We start from the raw sequence: 24,105 nt of genomic DNA, 5'->3' as shown, positions 1-24,105 counted from the left end.
ACTGAAAATTCCAACGGAGTCCCGACCATGGTGTCTCGACGCGATTTGTTTGTCCGCAGCGCCGGTGCCCTGGGCGCGGCGGTCTCGGCCACGGCGGTCAGCCGTGTGGCCATGGCCGCCTTGCCCGAGCCTGTGCTGCAAACCTCGGCCACGACGGCCCCGCCCTTGCTGCCGCCCAATGGCCGGCCTTATCAACCAGTGCTCACCCTCAACGGCTGGACCTTGCCCTGGCGCATGAACCAGGGCGTGAAGGAGTTTCATCTGGTGGCCGAGCCGGTGCTGCGCGAGCTGGCGCCCGGCATGAAAGCCCATCTCTGGGGCTACAACGGCCAGTCGCCGGGCCCGACCATCGAGGTGGTGGAAGGCGACCGTGTGCGCATCTTCGTCACCAACCGCCTGCCCGAGCACACCAGCGTGCACTGGCATGGCCAGCGCCTGCCCAATGGCATGGACGGCGTCTCGGGCCTGACCCAGCCAGCCATCCAGCCGGGCAAGACCTTTGTCTACGAATTCGAGGCGCGCCGGCCTGGCACCTTCATGTACCACCCCCATGCCGACGAGATGACGCAGATGGCCATGGGCATGATGGGTTTGTGGATCACCCATCCGCGCGGCCGCCACCCGCAGATCGACACGGTGGACCGCGACTTCTGCTTTTTGCTCAATGCCTTCGACATCGAGCCCGGCGCCGCCACGCCGAGGCCCAGCACCATGCTGGACTTCAACCTCTGGTGCTGGAACAGCCGGGTCTTCCCCGGCATCGATTCGCTCCATGTGCGCCAGGGCGACCGGGTGCGCATCCGCGTCGGCAACCTGACCATGACCAACCATCCCATCCATCTGCATGGCCATGAGTTCAGCGTCACCGGCACCGATGGCGGCCCGGTGCCGCGCAGCGCGCGCTGGCCCGAGGTGACCACCGACATCGCCGTCGGCCAGATGCGCCAGATCGAGTTCCTGGCCGATGAGCCGGGTGATTGGGCTTTTCATTGCCACAAGAGCCACCACACCATGAATGCCATGGGCCATGGCCTGCCCAACCTGATCGGCGTGGATCACAGCGGCCTGGCGCAGAAGATCCGGCGCCTGGTGCCCGAGTACATGGTCATGGGCGAGCGCGGCATGGCCGATATGGCCGAGATGGAAATGCCCCTGCCCGACAACACCTTGCCCATGATGACGGGGCAGGGGCCGTTTGGCGGTGTCGAGATGGGCGGCATGTTCTCCATCCTCAAGGTGCGCAAGGACCAGAAGCCGGGCGACTACAGCGACCCCGGCTGGTACGCCCAGCCCAAGGGCAGTCGCGCTTTCGAGTGGACCGGCGCGCCCCTGCCGACGCCGGCCCGCTTTGCCGCCGAGGGCGGCCAGTCCATGCCGCGCCAGCAGGCGGCGCCCGCCTCGGGCACTGTCCCGACCGAGCTGCGCGCGCGCAAGCCCCAGGGCGGAGGCCATGGTGGGCACAGCGGGCATTGAGCCCGGCACCTGCCGAAAACCTCATCACAACCCTTTTTCGAGACCCCTCATGAAATTCAATCCCTCGCGCACCGCGCGCCACGCTGTCCCGGCTGCAGCCTTGCTGGCCTTTTCCATCACCGCCCCGGCGGCCCTGGCCATGGACCATGCGGCCCATGCACCGGCTGCTGCGGCCGCCTCGGGCCCCACGGCCCCGGCGCCCTGGACCCTGGGCGAGCTGCGCAAGATCGACGCCGCCGGCGGCAAGATCACGCTCAAGCATGAAGAGATCGCCCATCTCGACATGCCGCCCATGACCATGGTGTTTCGTCTGCGCGATGCGCGCCTGCTGGAGGGCCGCAAGGTCGGCGAGCGCCTGCGCTTTCGGGTCGAGATGCAGGCCGGCGGCCTGGTGGTGACGGCGCTGGAGCCGGCGCCCTGAACCCGCCGAGCCTTCCGTGCGCGCGGGCGCAGATCGCTCAGCGTTTGAAAAAGCTGCGCATTTCTGCCTTCCGGCCCGCGCGCGACTGCGGCTAGAATATGCTCCGACGCGCTGGAAACAGAGCGTCACCGCCGATTTACCAACTACTTGCGGGCGGGCTAACAAATACGGCTAAAGCGTTGCGGCTCCGAGATGCCCCGGGCCGGCAACTGCCGGTGTCAGGGCTCTCGGAGTTTTTCATTCATCATGCAAGGTCTCGCTTCTTTCGACCGTTGGCTGACCCGCCGCGCCGCCGGCCACCTCAGCGCCGTTCGCACAACGCAGCCCAGCCTGCGCCATTTGGTGCCCGACACCAGCCCTGCGCCTCAGCCTGCCACCCTCTCGTTCACCGCCCAGCCGGCGCCGGCCGCGCAGCAACAGCAACAGCAGCACTTGCTCAGCCCCACGGGCGAGCACCTGGCCACGCTGCCGCGTGGCGCCAGCGCGGCGCAGGTTCTGCGTGCGGCCCTGGGCCTCAAGGCCGGTGACTGGATTGGCGTGCTGGCCGATGAAGGCCGCAGCCGCGGCCTGCAACAAGCCTGGCGCCTGGCCCTGCTGCGCCAGCAGGGCGGGGCTGTGCAATGGCTGAGCGAGCCCCTGTGGGCCCGCCCGGGCCAGCGCCCGGCGCAGCTCCAGCAAGCGGCCCAGCGCCTGGCGCTGCAAGCGCTTTGGCAGCAAGGTTTTCGCCTGCGCGACACGACGTTTGCCCTCGACCTGCACTGATCCATCGGGGCGGCACAAGCCCCCAGCTTGAAGTCCGCCACAGGCTGGCTGGCGCGCTGTTGCCGGCCCACAATCGCCGGGCCGAAATGTCTCGGCCTTTGGAGATCGGGCCATCATGCGTGCATTTCGGATCGACAGCAGGACTTGGACGATGGCCCAGCGCGGCGCGCTCGTCGCCGCATTCACCGCCGCACTTGCCGTGCCAGGCTGGACGCAAGCCGCCGTCGATTGCGGCATGTCGCCTGCGTTTGAGCAGAAGGACGGCAATGCCAAGGGCGGCCGCACCGCCGTCTGGGCCGATGCGCAGAACCAGGCGCTGATGTTCATCGACGGCCTCAACGTCAACACCGACGGCACCCGCCGCAGCTACAGCGTCAGCGATTTCTGGGGCGAGCGGGTGGCGCTCAACAACCTCTGCAATGCCATGAGCGACGCCTGCGCCGGCCTGGACAAGGGCGGCCTGCAAGCGCGCCGCGAGCTGGTGCAGCAGGCCGCGGCCCAGGGCTGGCCGGCCGAGATGTGGAAGCGCAGCAAGCTCTCGGCCGACATCATCCCGCTCCGGAATGGCAAGCCCTGCCCCGAGGTCGATGGCTTTCTGGTCTCGGCCACGGCCTTGCGCAAGCCGGGTGTCAGCGATGCCTGTGACCTCACGGCATACGCCGATGCATTGGTGACGCCGGCCCTGGTGCTGCCCAAGGGCCCGAAGCGCGGCCAGCCTTCCGAGTTCGCGCAGCGCGGTGCCCGCATCGGCGATTTGGTGGTGGCGCTGCGGCGCGATGCCATGAGCCCGGTGTTCGCCGTGGTCGGGGATTCCGGCCCCTCGGACCAGCTGGGCGAGGGCTCGGTGGCGCTGAACGGCAAGCTGCTCGGCAAGACCGAGCCGCCGCTCAACTACCAGGAGCTTCGCGGCAAGGGCGCGTTCAAGGGCAAGGCCTGGACCGTGCCGCCCACCGTGGTGCTGATCTTCCCGGGCAGCCGCAATGCGGCCGATCCCTGGCTGACGCCCGATCGCATCGACGCCGCAGCACGCGAGCGCTTCGAGGCCTGGGGCGGACTGGCGCGCGCCCAGGCCTGCGCCGCGGCATATCCACGCTGAAGCTCGGGCGCCTGTCGCAAGGGCGGCGTTGCACGGCGGCGCGTCCGCTTGTCCGCGCACCTAGAATGCCTGCATGCGTTTTCCTTCGGCCCGCATCCGTCGCTTCATCTCCTGGTTCGCCTGCCTGGCGATCCTGATGAGCGCGCTCGCGCCGACGCTGTCGCACGCCTTGGTCTCGCGTGCGGCGGGCGATGTTTGGGTGGAAATCTGCTCGGTCACCGGTGCCAAGCTGGTGCGCCTGGACAGCGGCGCGGCCGCAGATGACACGCAGGCCGCTGGGCCCGGGCACGAGACCGCGCCCGTCCACACCTACAAGCATTGCCCCTACTGCGCCATCCACAGCGATGGCCTGGGCCTGCCGCCGCCGGCCATGGCCGAGCCGGCCCTGCTGAGCCTGGGAGATGCCGTCCCGGCGCTCTTTCTCCGCGCGCCGCGAACCCTGTTCGCCTGGGCCAGCGCCCAGCCGCGCGCGCCCCCTCTGAACTCCTGACACCGCAGCCAGCCGGCCTGTGGCGACGCTGACGCGCGTTGCCGCGGTCGCCATTTCTGTCTTTGTGTCGCGCATCCGCCGGGGGGCTCTTTGCAGGTGCTCAGCGCGGCTGCGCTGGAGTGATTCCATGTCTTCCTGGATCGAGCGCGTCCTGCGCGCCATGACGCATTTCAATGTCGGGGCCGCCTTGGCCTGCATCGCCTACGCGCTTGTGCAGCTCAGCGGAGGCCAGCCATGAACGAGCTGCCAGCCGATGCGTACGCGCAAGAGTTGGGCGCGGCCCTGTGGGCCATGCTGGGTTTTGCCGTCGTGCTGCTCGCGGCCGCGGCTGCGGCTTTGACCTTGACCGGGGCGGCGCGCCCCGATCGCTTCGATCGCATGCAGGCGCCCGCATTGGCCATCGTGCCGCATGCCTGCCTCTGCAGCGCCCCCAGCAGCTCACGCTGAGCCCCGTTGCGATGGGGCGCGCCTCCTGCGCCCCATCGCGTTCCGCCTGGCGTTCCCATTTTTGTTTCTTTCTCTCCCCCTTCCTTTTTTTCCCCTTTCTCTCTCATGTCTACCTTGAAACCGATCGCCCTGGCCGTTCTGGCCCTGTCCTCCACCCAGTTCTGGGCCCGCGATGCTCATGCGCAGAGCTCGGCGCCGGAGGCGCAGCTGCTGGGCCGTGTCAGCGTCAGTGGTGCCGCCGCCAGCCCGGCCCTTGAAGGCCCCAGCGGCAGCAGCTCGCGCCTGGCCCTGAGCCTCAAGGAAACGCCGGCCAGCGTCACCGTGATCGACCGTGAGGCCATCGAGATGCGCGGTGCCAGCAACACGCAGGAGATCCTCAAGAGCGTGCCCGGCGTGGTCTTCGCCGACCCGCCGGGTTCGGCTGGCAGCGTGTTTTACCGTGGCTTCGGCTCGGGTTCGCTGGCTCAGCTCTACAACGGCATCAGCGTGCAGTACGACGCCATCGCCGCCCGCCCGGTGGACAGCTGGATCGTCGAGCGCGCGGAGGCCATCGGCGGCCCGTCTAGCTTCTTGAACGGTTCAGGCGCCGTGGGCGGCACGCTCAACGTCATCACCAAGACGGCCGACCGCAGCGGTGACATCAGCCGCCTTTACCTGGCGCAGGGCGACCGGGCTCAGGCGGCTGCCAGCCTGCAGCGCGATCTCAAGGCCCTGGGGGCCGAGGGTCAGGTCTTGCGTGTCGAGCTGAACCGCAGCGAAGGCGCACTCTGGACCCAGGGCCGCGACCGCAGCGCCTGGCAGGCCGCCGCCTCCTGGCTGGCGCCGCTGGGTGCCAACATCACCCACACCCTGGCTCTGGAGCGCCAGCATGAGAAGGTCTTGCAGCCCTACTGGGGCACGCCCATGCTGCGCGCGGCAGACGGCACCGCCAGCGGCGCCTTCCGCCTGGACCCGGGCACCTTCGGCGTCAACTACAACGTGGTCGATGGCCGCTTCGAGCAGGACGTCAGCTGGGCCCGCTCCATGCTGGACTGGCGCCTGAGCGAGCAGACGGCGCTGCGCCACACCTTCTATCACTACGACGCGCTGCGCGACTACGACAACGTCGAGGTCTATAAGTTCGTGCAGAACAACAGCCAGGTCGAGCGCTCCAGCGCCTTGCTGCAGCGCCACGACCAGCAGGTCTGGGGCAGCCGCATGGAGCTGAGCCACCGCAGCCAGATCGCTGGCCACCGCTCTGACTTTGCCGCCGGCTGGGACTGGAGCTACAACCGCCAGACCCGCTTCCCGCTCTCGGTCAACGACCCCTTCGATGTCACCAGCCCCTACACGCCGCGTGACAGCTATTTCCTGCAGACCCCCGGTGTCAGCCGCGTCTACACGCCCGGCGCCACCAATCTGCTGCACACCATGGCGGCCTTCGCCGAGAACCGCACCGAGCTGGGCGAGGGCTGGGCGCTGGTGAGCGCGCTGCGCCTGGACCGCATCAGCCTCGATGTGCGCAACCATCGCACGGTCACCGCCACCAACCCGGCCCTGTTCCAGACGCGCTTCAAGCCTTTGACCGGCCGCCTGGGCTTGGTCAAGGACCTGTCCAAGGACTGGCAGGTGTATGCCCAGGCGAGCACCGCGGCCGATCCACCGTCGGGCGTGCTGGCCACGGCCGGCTTCAATGCCTTGCGTGACTTCGAGCTCACGCGCGGCCGCCAGTTCGAGCTGGGCAGCAAGCTCAGCTTCGACCAGGGCCGTGGCTGGGCCACGCTGGCGGTCTACGACATTACGCGCAAGAACCTCTCCATCACCGACCCCAATGACCGCACCAAGGTGATCCCCGTGGGCGCGCAAAGCAGCCAGGGCCTGGAGTTGAACGCGCGCTGGCGTGCCAGCAGCGCCTGGACCCTGGCCGGCCAGGCCAGCTACACCCGCGCCCGTTTTGATCGCTTCGTCGAGAACGTGGGCACGACGCCGGCCTCGCGCGCCGGCAATCGCCCGGCCAATGTGCCCGACGTGATCCTGGGCCTCAGCGCCGACTGGCGCGCGAACGCGGCCCTGACCCTGTCGGCCGATTGGCGATATGTGGGCAAGCGCTATGCCAACAGCGCCAACACGATCTGGGACGAGGCTTACTCCCTGCTGGGTCTGGGGGCGCAGCTGAGCATCACGCCGCAGCTGACGGCCCGCCTTCGCATCGAGAACGTCACCGATCGACGTTATGTTGCCAGCCTGAGCAGCGATCTGCCATTCTTGGGCGCACCCCGCAGCCTGAGCGCCGCGCTGGACTGGCGCTTCTGAAAACTTGGGCCCCTCGCTCCGGTGTCACCCGCTGAATGCGGATACACCGTGTCGGTCCCCCGAGGGGACAGAGGTGCCGGCGGCCCAGAGCCGCAGGCACCTCTTTGACGGGCCGGCTTGGGAGCGGCCCGGCGCTCGGCCCGCTGTAGAAGACATGGTGAACTGAGATGAAACGCTTCCTCTACCTGCTGCACCGCTGGGCTGGCATTGCGCTCTGCCTGGTGATGGCGCTGTGGTTCCTGTCCGGCATGGTCATGCTCTATGTCGGCTACCCCAAGCTGACGCCGGCCGAGCAGCTGCAAGGCCTGCCGGCGCTGGACGGGCAGGGCTGCTGCGTGCCGGTGGCGCAGGCCTTGCAGGCCTCGGGCCTGGAGGGCGCCAGCCAGTGGCGGCTGAGCAGTGTGGCGGGCCAGCCGCGCTACATCTTCAGCGACGGGCGCGGCAAGCGCCTGGTGGCCGTGGATGCGCGCAGCGGTCAGCGCATTTCGAGCGTCAGCGCGGATCAGGCGCTGGCGGCTGCGCGCCACTTTGCGCAGGATGTGCCGGCCGAGCTGCTGGCGCGGGTGGAGGAAGACGCCTGGACCCACTCCAAGGCCATGGACCCGCACCGCCCGCTCTACCGCGTGGCGGTGGCTGATGAGGCGCAGCGCTGGTTGTACGTCAGCGGCGCCACCGGCGAGGTGGTGCGTGACGCCAGCTTCACCGAGCGCAGCTGGGGCTGGCTGGGCGCCTGGCTGCATTGGCTCTACATCTTCCGCGGCGGTGCGGTGGATGCCTGGTGGACCGACATCGTCATCTGGCTGTCCATCGCTGGCGGCGTGCTGGGCCTCAGCGGCCTGTTGGTGGGCGTGTGGCGCTGGCGCTTCAAGGGCCGCTACAAGAGTGGCTCGCGCTCACCCTACCGCGAGGGTTTCGCCCGCTGGCACCACATCCTGGGCCTGGGCGGCGGCGTGCTGGCCCTGACCTGGGTGCTCAGCGGCTTGTTCTCCATGAACCCCTGGAAGGTGTTCGAGACCCCGGGCCCCGAGCCCGACCGGGCCGCCTATGCCGGCGGGCCGCTGCGGGCCGACCAGGCCGGCGACGTCGGCGCGCTGCTGCGCCGCCTGGCCAGCGAGGGCCAGCCCGCGCGTCAGCTCGAGTGGCGCCGTGTGGCCGGCGAGATGCAGCTGCTGGTGCAGACCGGTGCGGCCAGCTTTGCGGTGGATCCGAACGGCGAGCGCCGCTTGCCCATGAGCGAAGAGGCGCTGCGCGAGGCCGCGGCCCGTCTGCTGCCCCAGGCCCGCATCGCCCGGCAGGAGTGGCTGCAGCGCTACGACGCTTACTACTACAGTCGCGAGCCTCACACCATGACGGGCCAGCGCGAACGCCCCTTGCCCGTGATGCGCCTGCGCTTTGACGACCCGCAGTCGCACTGGGTGGTGATCGACCCGGCCAACGGCCACATCGTGCAGCTGAGCAGCAGCCGGCAGCGAACAGAGCGCTGGTTGTTCGCCTTTCTGCACAGCTTCGACCTGCCGGTGTTTCTGAATGCCCGCCCCCTGTGGGACGGCTGGATGCTGGGCTTCAGCCTGGCCGGCCTGGGCCTGAGCCTCAGCGCCGTCGTGCTGGCCTGGCGGCGCCTGCGCGGCCCGGGCCGCCGGTCTCGCAGCCTTGAGTCAGCACCGGCGCCTGCCGCCATAGGCCCGCGCGCCACCCCGTCCTTTCTCACTGCCACCACCCCATCCTCCGCTCCCCTGAAAGAAGAACTGCCATGAAAGCCTTGAACCCCCATGCCTTGCGGCCACTCCATCTGGCCTTGCTGAGCGCACTGCTGCCCCTGGCGGGCGCTCAGGCGCAGACGCAGACGCTGGCGCAGACGGCCACCCTGCCGCCGGTCAGCATCAATGCAGCGCCCATCATTGAAGCGCAGCGCATCGACAGCTTTGCCTCCCTGAGCACCGTGGTGGGCGAGCAGCAGCTGCGCGAGCTCAATGCCCTGGATCTGTCCTCGGCGCTGCGCCGCACGCCCGGCGTGGCGGTGTCGCGTTTCAATCCCGTGGGCTCCTTCGGTGGCGATGAGGGCGGTGCGGTCTATGTGCGCGGCCTAGGCGCCAGCCGGCCGGGCAGCGAGATCAAGACCTATGTCGACGGCATCCCCTTCTACATGGGCGTCTGGAATCACAGCCTGCTGGACCTGCTGCCGGTGCATGGCATGCAGAGCATCCAGGTGCTCAAAGGGCCGCAGCCGCAGCAGGTCGGCAACACCTTTGCCGCCATCGACCTGCGCAGCCGAGAGGCGCGCCAGCCGGGCTTGAGCGGCCAGCTGCGTTTGCAGGCCGGCAGCTTCGCCACCGTGCTGGAGCAGGCCGAGCTGGCCTGGCGACATGAGGGCAGTGAACTGCTGCTGGCCCAGGGCGCGGCCCGCTCCGACGGCCACCGCGAGGACGCCGACGGCCGCCTTGGCAATCTGATGCTCAAGGCCAGCCAGCGCATCGATGCCCACTGGAGGCTCGGCGTCCTGCTGCTGGGCGCCGACAACAAGGTCCGCGACCCCGGCGAAGAGGGCAAGCCCGCCAGCATGACCGGCAGCTTCGCCACGCGTGGCAGCCTGGCCGCCCTGAATCTGCAACACCAGCATGGCAGCGCCCAAAGCAGCTTGCAGGTCTACAGCAACCATGGTGACAGCGACTGGGCCAATCCGCAGGCCGCGCTGACCCACAGCCACTTCAAGCTCTCCGGTCTGCGCTGGCGCGAGCAGCTGCAGCCCTGGGCCGGCGGTGAGCTGCAACTGGGACTGGACATCGACCGCATGCGCGGCGGCGTGGCCTTCAACGGCTTCAGCGCTTTCGAGGGCGAGACCCTGCGCCTGAGTTCCCCCTTCCTGGCCCTGGCTCATACCCTGAGCCTGGGCGAGGGCTGGAGCGCCACGCCCTCGGCGGGCCTGCGCCTGTATCGCCACAATGTCTTCGGCAACAGCAGCGCGCCCCATGCCGGCCTGCTGCTGGAGAAGCAAAACCTGGCCCTGCGCCTGAATGCCTCGCGCGGCCTCAACCATCCGGGCCTGGATGCGGCCCTGCTGAATGCCATCGTGCCGCCTCTGGCCGGTGCTTCGCCGCAGGGCTGGCGCCAGCTGTCGCCCGAGCGCATGGTCCATCTGGAGGCCGGCCTGCGCTGGCAGCTGGCCGCCCAGAGCAGCCTGGACCTCGCCTTGTTTCGTGACGATCTGAAGCAGCGTTATGTCTTTGCATTTCCGCCCGCGGTGAGCATGCCCAGCTTTACCAATCTGGGTGACTATCAGGTGCGCGGCACCGAGATCAGCTGGAGCCACACTTGGAGCCCGGCCTGGAGCAGCTACGCCGGCCTGACCCTGCTGGACAGCAGCCTGGTCGATTTGCCCTACGCGCCCAAGCGGGCCCTGGCCCTGGGGCTGAGCTGGCGCACGGGCGCCTGGCGCCTGAACGCCGATGCGCAGCTGCAGAGCGCCATGTTCGTGCTCAACAAGGCCCGTGCCGATGGTGCCCCCAACACCGCCCGCGTCAGCGGCTTTGGCGTGCTGAACCTGCGTGTCGCCCATGCGATGACGGCCCTGGGCCTGCGTGGCGAGTGCTTTCTGGCCCTGGAGAACCTGACGGATCAGCGCTACGGCTACCGTCCGGCTTACCCCATGCCCAGCCGCTCGGCCCAGATCGGCCTGAGTGCCGCCTTCTGATGCCCTGCGAAAGGATGTTTGCAATGTGGAATCGACGCGAAGCTCTGGCGGCCGCCTTGCTCCTGACTGCGGCGGGCCTGACGGCCGCCGCGCCCACCCGGGCGCAGGACAGCCCGGATCAGGCCGCGGTGCGGCAGTTGCTGATGCAGACCTTTGACAAGCCCGAGGCGCGCCTGCGGGTCGAAGCGATTGCGGTTCAGGCCGACCATGCCGTGGCCAGCTGGGCTCAGGGTGAACGTGGGGGCCGTGCGCTGCTGCGCCGCCACGGGCCGGCCTGGCAGATCGTGCTGTGCGCGGGCGATGGGCTCAAGCAGGCCGCCGGCTTGCGCGAGGCCGGCCTGAAACCGGCAGAGGCACAAGCCCTGGCGGACCGCCTGGCCCGGCTCGAAGCCCGCCTCAGCCAGGCGCAGCGCGAGCGCTTCGGCCGTTTCGAGGGCCAGGTGCATATGGATGCGGCGGGCCACCATCCGCCGCACATCCACGGCCACTCGCATTGAGGGGCGGGGTTTCAGTCCTTGTGGCGCGCGTAGTCATTCGGGGTGTGCCCGATCAGGCGTCGAAAGGCGGTGCTGAAATGCGCCTGGTCGAAGAAGCCCAAATCCTGCGCCAGCGCCGCCCAGGAGATGGTTTCTCCGGCCTGCACGCGGGCCACAGCTTCGTGCATGCGGTAGCGCTGGATCACCCACTTCGGCCCGACGCCGACGTACTCTGAAAACAGGCGCTGCAGCGAGCGCAGGCTCATCTGCCAGCGAGCAGCCAGGGCCTCTGCACTGTGCAGGCTGAGTTCCGCGGCCACGCTGTCGACGATGCGGCCAGCCAGCAGCGCCTGCGCGTCGGGCGCGGGCAGGCGGGCCCGCAGAAAGTCCAGGACATGCGTGGCCGAGTCTTCCATCGCCTCCATCTCCAAGGCCGCATTCAGCGCTTGGGACTCAGGCCCGAACAGGTCCAGCAGTGGCCGCGAGCAATCGCTCAAGGCCGAGACCGGGCCACCCAGCCAGGGGCGGAAGGCGCCGGGCCTGAACTTGATGCCCAAGGCCAACGAACGCCCCGCCAATTCACGCGACCAGCGCCGGCTGTGCACGCCCCAGACGGCCGCGGCTCCGGGCTCCAGTACCAGATGAATATTGGGGTGGGGCAAGGTTTCTTGCAGCTGCGGCGCCAGGCCTTCAAGATTCCAGCGCACGCGCCAGACATGCTCGATCCAATCGGCCAGGTCTTCGGGCGGCGCCAGGCGCTGGTGTTCGAACTCGCCGACCGGTACGCGGTGCAGCACGCCGCGCGGCGGGGTGCGCAAGGGGTGCAGTGCCGCGTGTCGTGTTTTTCCAATCTTGTCTTGGGACATGGCGGGTTCAATGGCGGCCGGATGGATTCGCACCGAATCAGCTTGAAAGAAAGTTCATCTTGCCATGAGGCCCCTGCACCTCTTCACCTCTATCCTCTGGGCTGCCGCGCTGGCTACGGGCAGCAGCCTGTTGCTTGCGCAAACTCAGCCAACCAAACCCGCAATTCAAACGGAGCGCGCCATGAGCGACCGCAGCAATTTCAGCCATCAAGTCAGCGGCCCCTTCGAAGTGAAGCTCGCGCCTCAGGAGATGAGCGCTGTGGCCGCCAGCAGCGGCCTGGGGCGCATGTCCCTGGACAAGCGGTTCCACGGTGCGCTGGAGGGCAGCAGCACCGGCGAGATGATTGCTTTCCGCAGCGCCGTCAGCGGCTCGGCTGGCTATGTGGCCATGGAGCGGGTTCTGGGCACACTGGACGGCCGCGCTGGCAGCTTTGTGCTGCAACACAGTTCCACCCTGGACCGCGGCGCACCGACCCAAAGTATCACCGTGGTGCCCGATTCAGGCACCGACGCTTTGACGGGCCTAAGGGGCCGTATGGTCATCGACATCGCCCCGGGTGGCGCACACAGCTATCGTTTTGAGTACAGCCTGCCGGAGGCGGGCGTGAGTCCCTGATTCGGCGGGGATGTCGGTTCTCGGCACATTGCGGACCTCTGTGGGGTTGTCGTTCTTGCTGCGGTGTCTCGTCCCGCCGCCGGGCTCATGGTTCGCGGGTCGGCTCTGCGAGCCGACTTCCCTCGCTGCTCGCTTCGCGGCTCAGCGGCGCCAAACTCCCTCCGTTCGCTGCGCTCACTGTGGTCAAACAGTGGCGCCGAGTCAGCACTTGAAGCGCGCGAGTACGCGCGCCTGAGCCGCTCCGCTGCGCCCTCGGCCGCGCACAAATCGCCCGTCGGCGGGCCGAGCCACCTTCGGAGTTGGCGTGTTCCACCGTGGATGAGGCACATCGACCGCGATGCAAGCGCCCTGCAGCCCGGGCTGCTGCCGGGCGATTTGTGCCGGGCCGAGCAGCACAGCGGCTCGGGGCGCGCACGTACTCGTGCGCTTCAAGTTCTGACTTGGCGCTTCTGTCTGAACGAAGCGAACGCAGGGAGCGGAGTGAGTTATGCGCCAGCCCCGAGGCGCGAGCAGCGCAGGGAAGTCGGCCCGTTAGGGCCGACCCCGGAACCATGAGCCCGGTGGCGGCACGGGCTGCAGGGCCTCACGAGCAAAACCAAAGGCTGCTTCGTGCCGCAAGCCGCCGTCGCCGCCAATGCGAGATTCAGCGCTTGATGCGGCTGATCTTGGTGCCTTCGATGCTGAGGCTTGCCATCAGGCCTTGCTGGTCGGTGATGAAGGCGTAGGCATCGTCTTTCAGGGTGGAGGTGCTGAGGTTCTTGGCCACACCTTCGTTGACCAGCACCAGGCTGGGGCCGACACCGAACTCCCAGCCCTTGGATTTGGCCAAGTAGCGCACCGCCTTGTCGCTCATCAGGAAGACGACGTAGGCGTAGGACTCGGCGCCGGCTTGCCAGCCCCAGGAGGCAGAGACCGAGTTGTAGTACTCGCTGACGGCGCCCTGTTTCATGAGCACTCCTTCGCCGTAGCTGCCGCCGAAGACCAAGCCGGCCTTGACGATCTTGGGGAAGACCAGCACGGCACGCGCCTTTTTGGAGATGGTTTCCGCTACCGGATTGCTCTTGTAGAGCGCGGCGAGGGCTTGTTGGGCATCTTTGTTCAGATCTTCGGCGCTGGCCGCTGAGGCGGACAGGGGCGACAGCCCGCCCAGCACGCTGAGGCTGGCGGTGAGCATTGCCGCGCTGATGCGCAGGAAGGGGCGGCGGGTGGAGGTGGATTGCGTATGGATCATGGCAGGCCTTGAGTTGGCGGCGGCGCGGCAGGGGCACCGACACGGTGCTTGTAGATTGCCTGGCTTGCGCGGTCTGTTCGCTGACGAACGCACAATCGAGGGTTTCGGTCCGAGGCGCTCGTCGTGTTGGGCCGGTTCTGTGCCCTGCCAGTCTTCTTGCGCCCCGAATGAGTCCTCTTGCCCTCGCCCTGGTGCTTGCCGCCGCCATCTGCCACGCCAGCTGGAATCTGATCGCCAAGCGCAGCGGTGGGGGCGGCAACGAGTTCGTGCTGATGAGTTCCATCTTGGTTGGCCTGGTTTGGGCGCCGGTGGTGGCATGGACTGGCGTCGAGGGTGTGGCGACCTGGGGTTGGCTGGAGTGGACGGTTCTGGCCGTCAGCGCTGCCGTGCATGTGCTGTATTTCCGTTGCCTGCTCCATGGCTACTCGGTGGCCGACCTGACCGTGGTCTACCCGCTGGCACGCGGCAGCGGGCCCTTGCTGAGCTCGGTGGCCGCAGTCTTCGTGCTGGGTGAGAGTTTGAGTTGGCTGGGCGCCGCGGGCGCCTTGGCGGTGGTCTCCGGGGTGTTTCTGATCGCCGGCGGCCCGGCGCTCCTGCGCCAGCTGCTGGGGCGAGGCGAGGCCGGGGCCTTGAGCGAGTCGCGCGCCTTTGTGCGCCAGCGCCTGCATCGCGGCCTGTTCTGGGGCGCATTGACCGGGGTGTTCATTGCCACCTACACCGTGATCGATGGGTACGCGGTCAAAGTGCTGCTGATCTCGCCCATCCTGGTCGACTACGTCGGCAATGTCTTGCGCATCCCGGTGATGGGGCCGTTCGCGCTGCGCGATCCGGCGCGGTTCAAAGCGGTCTGGCGGGCGCAGTGGAAGGCTGCGCTGGCCATCGCCGTGTTGGGGCCGATGAGCTACATCATGGTGCTCTACGCCATGCAGCTGGCGCCGCTGAGCCATGTGGCGCCAGCGCGCGAGGTGTCTATGCTGTTCGCCGCTCTGGCGGGTGGCAGCCTGTTGGGCGAAGGCGACCGCTGGCTGCGCCTGCTGGGTGCTGCAGCGATTGCGCTGGGCGTGGCGGGCCTGGCGCTGGGATGATGGACAAGACTGAAGGCGGCAAGGCGAACCTTGCTCTCCATGCGACAAACTGATGCGCGCCACCGCAACAAACTCAAGGCCAGCGCGCCGAACCGGGGGAAAAAATCATGATGGAAGTCATTCTTCGTTTGCTGGACAAGCTCCTGGGCTTGTCGAAACCGGTCATTCCGGAACCTCCGCCGATGCCGGCAAACCTGACGCCGGAGCGACAGGCGAGGTTGAGCGATCTCTACCTGGAGCTGGGTTCCGAGATGCGCGCCCTGCGGGCCACCGAGGCGTCCATGGCGGGCTTGTTCTTCACTGTGGTCGGTTTGCTGTTCGCGGGCGGTATCAGCTTGCTGGGCAGCGAGAAACTCAGCTGGGGCGTCAAGCTGTGGGGCATCGTCGGATCTTCGCTTTTCTTGCTTCTGTTCTGGTTCGCCCTGCATGCCCGGATCCTGCATGACCATGTGTCCTACAGCCATTTGATGAGTCGTCGCAGCTTCCTGGATGCGCAGTGGTTCTGGCCCGGGATGCCGGGGCGGCCGCCTCATCTCAAGGGCGGGCATGGCGGCCCGGGGTATCGAAAGACGCAGGCCCTCATCGCCTTGTCCGCCTTGTCGGTGCTGACCCTGCTCTTTGCCATGCTGATCGCGGCCTACAGCGCGGGCGCTGAAGCGAAAGACAGCAACGGCCCGACACGGGATGGCGCCGCGACACCCGGGGCAGCTGCGAGTGCCAGCGCCTCCGCGCGCCCTGCCAGTGAGGCTCCGGCACAGCCCACGGCCGCCGTCGCATCGCGCCCAAGCTCAGCGCCTGGCCAACCTGTTCGCGGCAGCTAGCCAGCGCCCAGGTCGTCGCGAGGCGCATTCGCCCGTTCTGTCGCTGCCCCTGTTTCAGGGGGCGGTGTTCGCACGCGACGGTGCTACAGTGGATCGAACTGCAGGGATCCACCCCCTCTGAGCCGCCGGGACAGGCAGCCAGGACGAGACAAACAGCCAAGACTGCGTGTCCGGCGCCTGCCGCCGGTCTGCGTGCTGCAGCGATGGACCCCGCCGGCTTTCCCCTGTCCCGCCGCCGCCTCTGCGCCTGGGCTCCCTGCCTGCCCGTCAGCGCCTGCGCCAGCTGGGCTGCGACCAGCCACGCCGCCAGCGCGGCCGAGCCTGCGCCCTTGCGCTGGGTGGCCGGTGACCTGCCACCGTTTGCCTGGCAGGGCAGCGAAGGCCCGCAAGGTTATGCCTACGAGCTGGCCCAGTTGATGGCCGAACGCCTCGGCAGGCGCGATGCCGTGCAGTTCTTCCCCTGGGCGCGCGCGGTGCGCATGACCGAGGCGGGCGAGGCCTTGGGCGTGTTTCCGCTGGCGCGCACGCCGGACCGCGAGCACAAGTTTCGCTGGCTGATCCTGCTGATGCATGTCAGCTATGCCTTGGTGGGCCGGGCCGGTGGCGGCGCGCTGAGCCTGGAGGCTCTGCGCAGCCGGCGCGTCGGCGTGCTGCGCGGTTCGCCCATCATCAAGAATCTGCAGGCCGAGCGCTTCAGCCAGATCATCGAGGCCAAGGACTACAAGGATTTGCTGCGCATGCTGCGCAGCGACATGCTGGATGCGATTTATGCCGGTGCGCCCATGCTCAATGCTGCCATCGAGTTGAATGGTTATGCGCGCAGCGCGTTCCGGACCCTCGCCCATCTGGGTGAGGCCGACCTCTACATGGGCTGCTCTCTGCATGTCAGCGAGGTCGAGACTGATCGCTGGTTGCACGCCTACCAGCAGCTGGTGGCCGACGGCAGCGTTGCCCGGCTGCAGCAGCGGTATTTCAGATAGGGGTCTGCGCCCAGCCCCGTTCGGGCGGCTTTGCGTTATGGTCCGGGAATCGCTGGCCGCAGGCGCAGCGTTTTTGACGCCGGTCGCTCCGCTCGTGAACTGTCTCGCTTCATCCCGCTTTCATCGCCGTTCGGCGGCGCTGAGTCTGCTGCTTTTGCTGGCCATGAGTTCAGCCTGGAGCGCGGGCTGCCGCCATGCTCTGCGCGTCACCCGTGCGAGTTGGCCGCCTTACCTGGTCAATCATGAGGACGGTCAGCACAGCGGCATGGATTTCGAAATCCTGCAGGCTTTGATGAACGAAAGCGGTTGTCGTCTGCAGTGGGTGGATCCGCTGCCGCGGCGGCGGCGCATCCTGCAGCTGCAAGAGGGCGAGATCGACCTGATCCTGGCCGCCACGCCCAAGAATCCGCCCGCCGCCGGCGTCCGATACACCCGCGTCTACCGCGAGGAAGTGCTGGGTGTGCTGGCCTTGCGCAGCCTGAAGGGGCGCGAATTGCCCGCGCCTGCCGCCCGCCTGAGCAGCTTCGAGGATGTGCTGCGCACGCGCACGCCGCTGCTGGTGCTCAACGCCGGGCGCCTGGGGCCGGACTTCGAGCCCTGGCGCGCACCGCTGCGCGAGGCCGGCCTGTTGGAGCTGTTCGAGACCCATGGCAAGGGCGTGGCCATGCTGCAGCGCCAGCGCGCACCCCTGATCCTGGGTGATGTGGCGTCCTTGCTGGATCTGGCCCGCAAGCAAGACATGGTGCTGCAGCTCATGCCCTTTGGCACGGTGCGCGGGCCGGTGGCCTTCATGCTGAGCGAGAAAAGCGTCAGCGAGGCCGATGCGCAACTGCTGGATCAGGCGCTGGGCCGGCTGGAGGCGCGTGGTGTGCTGCGCGAGATCCGGCGCCGCTACGGCCTGGATTGAGCGGAAGGCTCGCCAGGCCGCGCGCTGAGCGGCCGGGTTCAGGGCGCAGCGTTCTGCACCGGCAGGCCTTCGGCCTCCCATTCGGGCAGGCCGCCGCGCAACCAGTGCACCTTCTTGAAGCCTTTTTGCTGGGCCACGCGCGCGGCCTTGTAAGACTTCCAGCATTCCGCGCCGTTGCAGGCAAAGATCACAGCGCGGTTGACGTCGAGCTTGTCCACCTTGGCCAGCGCGCTGAAGTCGTCCTGGGCCGCATTGAAGGCGATGTCTTTCAGGCTCTTCTCGACATAGGGCACCCAGATGGCGCCGGGGATGCGGCGGGCCTGGAATTCTTTCTCGGTGCGGGTGTCGATCAGCAAGGCCCCCTGGCCTTGCAGCTTCTGCGCTTCGCGCGCGCTGACACGGGTCACGCCAGGCAGGCTGGTGGGCGTGAACAGGCCCAACTCGGAGACGCGCTTGTACTCGCCGCTGTCGGGTTTGAACTTGGTGGGCGGCAGGCCCACAGCCGCAGGCGGCGCATTGAAGAAGCTGCTCAGACGGCTGCGCACGTCTGCCGGCAGGTCTTTTTTGATCACCACGCTCAGGCCGGCCGGGACGCCCTCGGTCTTGGCCAGCACGCGGCCGATTTGCGGGTTCTGCGCCGACCATTCATTCCAATCGCTGGCCGTCACCACGGTGGCATCGGCCGCGCCCAGCATCAGGGCGGTCAGGCCGGCTTGCGGAAAGCGCTCATGGGCCACCTTCATGTCCTGCATGGACAGGCCGCCCTGGTTGAGCAGGCCGCGCGCCATATAGGTGTAGATCGAATCCTGCTGCGGCAGATAGATGCGGCGGGTCTTGAGCCCCGGGATGTCGGGCACTTCCTTGCGCACCACCAGCAAGAAAGGCTCGGATGCCTGGGTGGCACCCACCAGCTCGTAGCCGCGGTGCAGGGCCGAGGCGGCCACCTGAGCCGGGCCGATGAAGATGTCGAAGCCCGCGCTGCGGGTGGCGCGCATGACATCGGCCATGTCTTCGCTGGCGGTGGCGGCCACCGCTTGAGAGGCCGCCCGGCTGAGGGCGGCGTCGAGGGCGCTGTAGTGGATGCTGTAGCTGGCTTTCTTGGCGGTGGGTTCAACCGCGACCACGGCGCTCAAGCCGGCCTGGGCCGAGCCGCAGGCCCAGAGGCCCATCACCATGGCGGCGCGCCACATATTTGCAAGTGGTTTCATCGTCAACATCGGGCGGTTTTCTTGATAACAGGCTGGTCCGGCGTCTCAGTCCGGTTGCAGCCGCCAGAAGTCGTCGCCCCTCCCGATGGCGATGACTGGGACTCGGGCATCTTGCCCAAAGCCTGAAGTGTGCCCGTATTTCATGTCGTCACAGAGTCGAATGCAGAATGGGCGCGCGTCGCCCTCTAGGGCTATATCCTGAGCGGCGGCATGGCCGCCAGCCCCCAGAATGGCGCGCTTGCAAGAAAGATGCACTGGTTTCGAGCTTTCATTTCAGAGTCTGTTCTTTAGCCCAAACTTCCCTTCAAACACGCACCCCGGGAGACGATTGCATGAGCACGAAGAAGAACCCCTCCGCCCCCCTCCATGCCCGCCGCCAATGGCTGACTGGCACGGCTTCGGCCCTTGGCGCCGTCGGCCTGGGCAGTTGGATGGGCCCGGCCGCGGCCCAGACTGCTGCGGCTGCACCCGCCGCCAAACCGCTGCCGGCTTACGCCGCCTGGAAGAACGCCGCCCAGCTGATCCAGCACAGCAGCAGCACCCTGGAGACCCGCCGTTCGGCCTTCGGCACCAGTGTGATCACCCCGGCCTCGCAGCTTTACGTTCGCAACAACCTGCCCGCGCCCGACGCCGCCATCCTGGACGACCGAGATGCCTGGACCCTGTCGGTCGAGGGCGTCAAGAATCCGCGCAGCCTGCGTCTGGCCGAGCTCAAGACCCTGGGCCTGGAAACCGTGGCCACCGTCATCCAATGCTCGGGCAATGGCCGCGGCTTCTTCCCCAGCAAGCCCAGCGGCACGCCCTGGACCGTGGGCGCGGCCGGCTGCGTGCTGTGGAGCGGCGTGCCGCTGCGCAATGTGGTGACGGCGCTCGGCGGTCTGGCCGACGGCATGCTCTACATCACCGGCACCGGCGGTGAAAAGTTGCCCGAGGGCGTGGACCCGGCCTCGGTCATCGTCGAGCGCTCGGTGCCCATCAAGGCCCTGGAAGACGCGCTGCTGGCCTGGGAGATGAACGGCGAACCGCTGAGCCTGGCTCACGGCGGCCCGCTGCGCCTGATCGTGCCGGGCTACCAAGGCGTGAACAACATCAAGTACGTCAAGAGCCTGGCCTTCACCGCCCAGGAGTCCAAGGCTCGCATCATGTCGCACGGCTACCGCATGACTCCCGCCGGCGCCAAGGCCGCGCCGGACCAGCCCTCGGTGCTGGAGATGGGCGTCAAGTCCTGGATCAACGGCCCGCTGCCCGAGACCGGCCCGGTCAAGGAAGGCCTGGTGCAGATCCACGGCGTGGCCTTTGGCGGCACGCAGGCGATCAAGGGCGTCGAGGTCTCGGTGGACGGCGGCAAGAACTGGTACCCCGCCCGCCTGGTCGGCCCCGATCTGGGCCGCTTTGCCTGGCGCCAGTTCGTGCTGTCGGTACGCCTGCCTGCGGGCAGCTACACCCTGGCCAGCCGCGCCACCGATGCTCAGGGCCATGTGCAGGCCGAGCTGCGCGAGGAGAACCTCAGCGGGTACAACAACAACAGCTGGCGCGACCATGCCGTCACCATCACGGTGGTTTGAGTTGCGCGTCTGGCTTGGCTTGATCGGCGGCCTGGCCGCCATGCCGCTCGCGCTGGCGGCTGACGAGCCGCAGCAACTGGCGCGAGGCAAGGCCTTGTTCACCCAGACCCAGCCGGCCTGTGCCGTCTGCCACACGCTGGCGGCGGCCGGCTCGGAAGGTCAGGTCGGGCCGGTGCTGGACGAGCTCAAGCCCGACGCCGAGCGGGTGCGCAAAGTCTTGCGCTCGGGCCTGGGCGCCATGCCCAGCTTTGCAGACAAGCTCAGCGCGGCCGACATCGAGGCTTTGGCGGTGTTCGTGGCCCGCTCGACCGGCGGCGCTGTGCAACCACCCAAAGCTGCCCCATGAAGCGCAGGGCCGCCACCACGACGCGGCAGTGCCTGATTCGCAGCTTGTGGGCGGTCGGCGGCCTGCTGCTGGCGGCTTCCGCTTCGGCCTGGCCGGACCAGATCTTTCTGGTGCGACATGCCGAGCGGGCGGGCGAGCCCGCGGCCGACCCGGGCTTGAGCGCCGCCGGCCAGGTACGTGCCCAGTCCTTGGCTGAGGCGCTGGTCGCCGCTGGGGTGCGGGAGATCATCACCAGCCAGTTCCGTCGCACCCGTGAGACGGCGGCGCCGCTGGCGCAGCGGCTGCAGATCGAAGCCCGACCGGTGCCTGCCCGGCGCGGGGAAGGCGCCGCACATATCCAGGAGATCGTGGCGCTGACCCGTGCTCAGTCCGGCGGGGCGCTCTTGATCGTCGGTCACAGCAACACGGTGCCGGCCTTGATCGCGGCCCTGGGAGGGCCGCAGGTGGCAGAGCTGTGTGAAAGCAGCTATCAGCACCTCTTCGTCTTGCGGCCCGCTGTTTCCGCAGGCGTTCAGGCTTCACTGGCGCAGCTGCGCTACGGCGAGCCGAGCCCGGCCGCGCAAGCGGGCTGTCTTTGAGCGCGGGTCAGGCGCTCACTTGCCGACCGAGGGCGTGCGCGGCAGACGCGGTGCCTTGATGCTGGGGCGGCCAGCGGCAGTCGGATAGGCGGCCATCACGCGGGTCGGATCCACGGTGTTCAGATAGGCGGCGTACTGGCGTTCGGTGCAGTCCAGGGTCTGGCCGGCGACATGCTCACCCTTGTATTGCCCCTTGTGATAGACAAACACGTACTCGTCGGTGTCCGACTTGGCGGCGGCGTCACGGGCCGCGTAGCCCGCGCTGTACTTCTGCGCGCATTCGCTGCGTAGGGCCAGGCCTTCGGGGCTGTCTTGCGGCGCGGCGGCGGCGTGCGAGAGGGCGCTGAGGCTGATCAGGCTGAGGGCGAGCAGGGTGGTTTTCATGGCGATTCCTTGCAATGGGCGGGTGCAAAACTGGTGCCGCTGCAATGCACAGCGAGAGTCCAGGCGATGCACGCAGCTTAGTCCTCGCCCGCCCGGCGCGCCAGCCCATGTCTGCGGGCCAGGTTTTCCCGATTTCGTGACATCGCTCACGAAGTGCGGCTGCCGCGCACTGCGGGCAGGCCCCAGGTGGCGCCCGGGCGCGCCGCGCTACATTTCAGCCTGCCCCGCCGAGCCTTGCCGGGCGCGAACGTCTGCCCGCCCCGCTTTCAATGCTCCGATTTCCCGCCTTCGCCACCGTGAATGCCCCGGCCCGCAGTGCTGGTGTTTCGGCCATGGCTGCGTGGCTTCAGCAGCCGCGTCAGCCGCCCACACGCATGCAGCAATGCCTGACCCTGGCCCTGCTGCTGCACGTGTTGCTGGTGCTGGTCTTCGGCAACACCCAAGGCGGCACGGCGCCGGCGGGTGAGGGCGTCTGGGGGCGCATCAATGTGACTTTGCGTGGCCCCCGCCTGGAAGCGGGTTCGGGCGAGGCCGGCACCGGGGTGCCGCAGCAGACGGGCCCGGTGGGTCAGGCGCGACAGACTCGACACGGGGGCAGCGTGCGGCCCGAAGTGCCACGCGAGACGGGGCCGGGGGCGGCGCGACTGGGCGATTGGAACCCCACGCCGGCCGCGCAGGAAATGGAGCAAACCGGGCAGGACCAGGCTCGGCCGGTGGAGGGCCCCAAGCCTGCTCCCGAGCTCACGCCGGCCGCCGCTCCCATGCCCAAGTCCGTGCCCGCACCCGCGCCCGCGCCCGCGCCCGATCCAGCCCCGGCGCTGGAGCGCCTGCCCGAGCCGATGGCCTTGCCTTCACCGGACCCCACACCGCTGCCGGAGCCCTTGGCGGCGCGGGCGCTGAATCGATTGCGGGAAGCAGCGCCGCCCGTGAACCGGGCACGCGCCGAGCTCATTCCCTTGCAGTCCAGTGCCGAAGCCGCCCCCCTCGCGAGCTTGCCGGCCCAGGCGCCCGTGGCCTTCGTCCCGCCCGTGCAAACGCGCAGCCTGCCGGCGGCCAGCAGCCGCCTGAGTCGAGCCACGGCGCAAGATCTGAGCCCCACCCAACCCCTGCCGGCCCCGGCACAAACGGTGCAGCCCTTGCCGGCCTTCGAACCGGTGACGGCGCCGGTTCGCACGCGCCAACTGCCCCAGCCGAACCCGGCTGCGTTGACAGCTCCCACCCGATCCGAGGCCCTGCCTTTGCCGCCGCAGCGGGCGCCGGTGGAAGCGGCCGCAGCGCTGCCTCAGCTGCCAGCGCTGCCTGTTAGCAACCCTCAGATAGGCGGTGTGCCCAACACGGCGATCAGTGACGCCAAGGCCGAGCCCGCGGCCGCCCAGGTGCAGAGCAGCCCCAGCCCCAGCGCTCAGGCTGCCGACAGCAGCGCGGCCCGCAGCCCGGAGGCCGGGGCGCAGACTCAAGCCAAGCCCAGTGCCAGCCCGAACAACCCGGTCCACGCGCCCCCGGCGTCATCGAATGGCCGCAATGCCCAGCCTGGCAGTCCCGCCACGGCCACGCCCGCGTCATCGAGTCGCCCCGGTCAAGGCGCACCCGATGCCGGCGCGCAACTGGGGCACGATGTGGCGACGCCGGCCTCCACACCGCCCGATGCACCGCGCCTCAATCTCAATCTGCCGCGCGATATGCGCGGCGGCGCACTGCCCTCGCGCAGCAGCTCGGGCTTGCTGAACATGGTGCCGCCGCCGCCCGAGCGCAAATCCAAGCTGGAAGAAAGCATGGAGGCCGCCGGCAAGAAGGACTGCCGCAAGGCCTATGGCGAGCAGATGGGGCTGCTGGCCGTGATCCCGCTGGCCGCCGACGCGGTGCGCAAGAACGGCTGCAAGTGGTGAGCGGGAGCTGGATGTGCGCAGGCGGGCCCTCGGCCTGCTGCGGGCTTTCAGTCCTTGGGTTGGAACAAGGCCATGATGCAGGCCACCAACTGGGCCGGCCCGAAGGGCTTGGCCATGAATTCATCGGCCCCGACCTCATCCAGCTGCTGCCGCACCTGATCGCGTGGCTTGGCGCTGACCAGCAGCACCTTGGGCGGCAGGCCGTGGTCCAGGGTCAGTTGTTTGATACGGCGGCAGGCCTCCAGCCCGTCGAACTCGCCCGGCATCATGATGTCCATCAGCACCAGATCGGGTTTGATGATGGCCGCCTGTTCGACCGCGGTGACGCCATTGGTGGCCTCGTGGATCTCGAAGCTCTGGGCCAGGTCCAGGGTGGCGTGCAGCAGGGCCCGGATGTCGGGGTTGTCGTCAACGATCAGGATCTTTTTCATTGAGAGCAGTCCGGTGGGGCCGGAAGCGGCGGCGCCAAGCGCATGGCTGGACGGTA

24 protein-coding genes are annotated in these 24,105 nt (G+C 68.4%); 19 read left to right on the top strand and 5 right to left on the bottom strand.

Translation table 11 applies throughout. The features are described from left to right. Window positions 1–27 precede the first annotated feature (27 nt). The 10 genes from AC1Q6P_RS05815 (at window position 28) to AC1Q6P_RS05770 (ending at window position 11,166) form a co-directional block, all read left to right on the top strand. Window positions 28–1,473, top strand: coding sequence for a multicopper oxidase family protein (locus AC1Q6P_RS05815; protein WP_492665752.1), 1,446 nt, complete (start codon window positions 28–30; stop codon window positions 1,471–1,473). Between the two features lie 49 nt (window positions 1,474–1,522). Next, entirely contained in the window at window positions 1,523–1,894 is a 372-nt protein-coding gene (locus tag AC1Q6P_RS05810) for a copper-binding protein (protein WP_492665751.1), read from the top strand. A gap of 246 nt (window positions 1,895–2,140) precedes the next feature. Beyond that, the gene (locus tag AC1Q6P_RS05805) at window positions 2,141–2,656 is read left to right on the top strand and encodes a hypothetical protein (RefSeq protein WP_492665750.1); all 516 of its coding nucleotides are present in this window, start codon (window positions 2,141–2,143) and stop codon (window positions 2,654–2,656) included. 115 nt (window positions 2,657–2,771) lie between these two features. Beyond that, window positions 2,772–3,752: a hypothetical protein gene (locus tag AC1Q6P_RS05800; RefSeq protein ID WP_492665749.1), complete on the top strand. Its 981-nt coding sequence runs from the start codon at window positions 2,772–2,774 to the stop codon at window positions 3,750–3,752. Between the two features lie 73 nt (window positions 3,753–3,825). Then, complete coding sequence (locus AC1Q6P_RS05795; protein WP_492665748.1) at window positions 3,826–4,242, top strand: DUF2946 domain-containing protein; 417 nt, start codon at window positions 3,826–3,828, stop codon at window positions 4,240–4,242. A gap of 234 nt (window positions 4,243–4,476) precedes the next feature. After that, window positions 4,477–4,689 (top strand): hypothetical protein, encoded by a 213-nt coding sequence (locus tag AC1Q6P_RS05790; RefSeq protein WP_492665747.1) that lies wholly within the window; start codon window positions 4,477–4,479, stop codon window positions 4,687–4,689. 105 nt (window positions 4,690–4,794) lie between these two features. After that, on the top strand, window positions 4,795–6,981 hold the full coding sequence (locus AC1Q6P_RS05785) for a TonB-dependent receptor (protein WP_492665746.1): 2,187 nt from the start codon (window positions 4,795–4,797) through the stop codon (window positions 6,979–6,981). Between the two features lie 167 nt (window positions 6,982–7,148). Beyond that, window positions 7,149–8,735 (top strand): PepSY domain-containing protein, encoded by a 1,587-nt coding sequence (locus AC1Q6P_RS05780; protein WP_492665745.1) that lies wholly within the window; start codon window positions 7,149–7,151, stop codon window positions 8,733–8,735. Then, entirely contained in the window at window positions 8,732–10,669 is a 1,938-nt protein-coding gene (locus AC1Q6P_RS05775) for a TonB-dependent receptor domain-containing protein (protein ID WP_492665744.1), read from the top strand. Before AC1Q6P_RS05780 ends, AC1Q6P_RS05775 begins: the two co-directional genes overlap by 4 nt. Window positions 10,670–10,692: 23 nt before the next feature. Then, window positions 10,693–11,166, top strand: coding sequence for a copper uptake system-associated protein (locus AC1Q6P_RS05770; protein WP_492665743.1), 474 nt, complete (start codon window positions 10,693–10,695; stop codon window positions 11,164–11,166). 11 nt (window positions 11,167–11,177) lie between these two features. Here AC1Q6P_RS05770 and AC1Q6P_RS05765 read toward each other — a convergent pair whose 3' ends face one another. Beyond that, window positions 11,178–12,011 carry a DUF6597 domain-containing transcriptional factor gene (locus tag AC1Q6P_RS05765; RefSeq protein WP_492665742.1) on the bottom strand — a complete coding sequence of 278 codons (834 nt, stop codon included), beginning with the start codon at window positions 12,009–12,011 and terminating at the stop codon, window positions 11,178–11,180. Between the two features lie 181 nt (window positions 12,012–12,192). Here AC1Q6P_RS05765 and AC1Q6P_RS05760 point away from each other — a divergent pair, with 181 nt between their 5' ends. Then, window positions 12,193–12,627, top strand: a complete 435-nt coding sequence (locus tag AC1Q6P_RS05760; protein WP_492665741.1) for a DUF3224 domain-containing protein — start codon at window positions 12,193–12,195, stop codon at window positions 12,625–12,627. A gap of 643 nt (window positions 12,628–13,270) precedes the next feature. Here AC1Q6P_RS05760 and AC1Q6P_RS05755 read toward each other — a convergent pair. Next, on the bottom strand, window positions 13,271–13,858 hold the full coding sequence (locus AC1Q6P_RS05755) for a lipid-binding SYLF domain-containing protein (RefSeq protein ID WP_102768163.1): 588 nt from the start codon (window positions 13,856–13,858) through the stop codon (window positions 13,271–13,273). A 167-nt stretch (window positions 13,859–14,025) separates the two neighbouring features. Between AC1Q6P_RS05755 and AC1Q6P_RS05750 the strand changes: the two genes are divergently transcribed. The 4 genes from AC1Q6P_RS05750 (at window position 14,026) to AC1Q6P_RS05735 (ending at window position 17,651) form a co-directional block, all read left to right on the top strand. Further along, complete coding sequence (locus AC1Q6P_RS05750; RefSeq protein ID WP_492664426.1) at window positions 14,026–14,943, top strand: EamA family transporter; 918 nt, start codon at window positions 14,026–14,028, stop codon at window positions 14,941–14,943. 182 nt (window positions 14,944–15,125) lie between these two features. Next, complete coding sequence (locus AC1Q6P_RS05745) at window positions 15,126–15,764, top strand: hypothetical protein (protein ID WP_492703084.1); 639 nt, start codon at window positions 15,126–15,128, stop codon at window positions 15,762–15,764. Window positions 15,765–15,967: 203 nt separating this feature from the next. Next, window positions 15,968–16,744, top strand: a complete 777-nt coding sequence (locus tag AC1Q6P_RS05740) for a substrate-binding periplasmic protein (RefSeq protein ID WP_492664428.1) — start codon at window positions 15,968–15,970, stop codon at window positions 16,742–16,744. 163 nt (window positions 16,745–16,907) lie between these two features. Further along, entirely contained in the window at window positions 16,908–17,651 is a 744-nt protein-coding gene (locus tag AC1Q6P_RS05735; protein WP_492664429.1) for a substrate-binding periplasmic protein, read from the top strand. 38 nt (window positions 17,652–17,689) lie between these two features. On the opposite strand, the gene AC1Q6P_RS05730 is transcribed toward AC1Q6P_RS05735, so the two are convergent. Continuing rightward, window positions 17,690–18,859 carry a rhodanese-like domain-containing protein gene (locus AC1Q6P_RS05730; protein WP_223696722.1) on the bottom strand — a complete coding sequence of 390 codons (1,170 nt, stop codon included), beginning with the start codon at window positions 18,857–18,859 and terminating at the stop codon, window positions 17,690–17,692. Window positions 18,860–19,191: 332 nt separating this feature from the next. Between AC1Q6P_RS05730 and sorT the strand changes: the two genes are divergently transcribed. From sorT to AC1Q6P_RS05715, 3 genes are read left to right on the top strand one after another with little or no spacing between them, the layout of a single operon-like run. Next, window positions 19,192–20,424 (top strand): SorT family sulfite dehydrogenase catalytic subunit, encoded by a 1,233-nt coding sequence (gene sorT, locus AC1Q6P_RS05725; protein ID WP_492664430.1) that lies wholly within the window; start codon window positions 19,192–19,194, stop codon window positions 20,422–20,424. Window positions 20,425–20,464: 40 nt separating this feature from the next. After that, window positions 20,465–20,770 (top strand): SorU family sulfite dehydrogenase c-type cytochrome subunit, encoded by a 306-nt coding sequence (gene sorU / locus AC1Q6P_RS05720; RefSeq protein WP_492664532.1) that lies wholly within the window; start codon window positions 20,465–20,467, stop codon window positions 20,768–20,770. After that, the gene (locus AC1Q6P_RS05715) at window positions 20,767–21,348 is read left to right on the top strand and encodes a SixA phosphatase family protein (protein ID WP_492664431.1); all 582 of its coding nucleotides are present in this window, start codon (window positions 20,767–20,769) and stop codon (window positions 21,346–21,348) included. The genes sorU and AC1Q6P_RS05715 overlap by 4 nt, the downstream gene beginning before the upstream one ends. A gap of 15 nt (window positions 21,349–21,363) precedes the next feature. On the opposite strand, the gene AC1Q6P_RS05710 is transcribed toward AC1Q6P_RS05715, so the two are convergent. After that, window positions 21,364–21,732 carry a hypothetical protein gene (locus AC1Q6P_RS05710; RefSeq protein WP_102768154.1) on the bottom strand — a complete coding sequence of 123 codons (369 nt, stop codon included), beginning with the start codon at window positions 21,730–21,732 and terminating at the stop codon, window positions 21,364–21,366. Window positions 21,733–22,064: 332 nt separating this feature from the next. On the opposite strand from AC1Q6P_RS05710, the gene AC1Q6P_RS05705 reads away from it, so the two are divergent. Then, window positions 22,065–23,618: a hypothetical protein gene (locus AC1Q6P_RS05705; RefSeq protein WP_492664432.1), complete on the top strand. Its 1,554-nt coding sequence runs from the start codon at window positions 22,065–22,067 to the stop codon at window positions 23,616–23,618. Between the two features lie 47 nt (window positions 23,619–23,665). On the opposite strand, the gene AC1Q6P_RS05700 is transcribed toward AC1Q6P_RS05705, so the two are convergent. Continuing rightward, window positions 23,666–24,049, bottom strand: coding sequence for a response regulator transcription factor (locus AC1Q6P_RS05700; protein ID WP_102768152.1), 384 nt, complete (start codon window positions 24,047–24,049; stop codon window positions 23,666–23,668). Window positions 24,050–24,105: the final 56 nt, after the last annotated feature.

This window comes from Roseateles sp. GW835-FHT13E02, assembly GCF_058794035.1.
Note: the sequence above shows the minus strand (reverse complement) of the source record. Positions and strands in the feature narration are given on the sequence as shown.